The following is a 249-nucleotide window of genomic DNA, read 5'->3' as shown; positions in this document are numbered from 1 at the left end:
CGACGACGCTCAGGTACCACGGCGAGCCGATCCGTGCGTTGCACATGACCGGCGACATCCGCTTCCTCGACCGGTGGCGCTACTACGCGAACCACACCGACGCCTCGCTGCGCGACGGCCAGCCGTTCGCGCTGTCGGACGGCACGCCGGCGCCGTCCGATGCGGTCGCCGCCCGCATCGCGGCGGCGGATTACGTGCGTTCGGCCGGGCTGACCGTTGCGTCCGCCGCGATCGAGACAAGCGCGGGCG

1 protein-coding gene is annotated in these 249 nt (G+C 72.7%); it reads left to right on the top strand.

Translation table 11 applies throughout. The features are described 5' to 3' along the window. Positions 1-44: 44 nt before the first annotated feature. On the top strand, positions 45-249 hold a 205-nt coding region (locus tag AAEY83_RS17465; RefSeq protein WP_351061212.1), incomplete at its 3' end, for a hypothetical protein.

The organism is Psychrobacter sp. TB20-MNA-CIBAN-0197, assembly GCF_040309765.1.
GTDB lineage: Bacteria > Pseudomonadota > Gammaproteobacteria > Pseudomonadales > Moraxellaceae > Psychrobacter > Psychrobacter submarinus.
The sequence above is the reverse complement of the archived record's forward strand: the minus strand, read 5'-3'. Positions and strand labels throughout refer to the sequence as shown.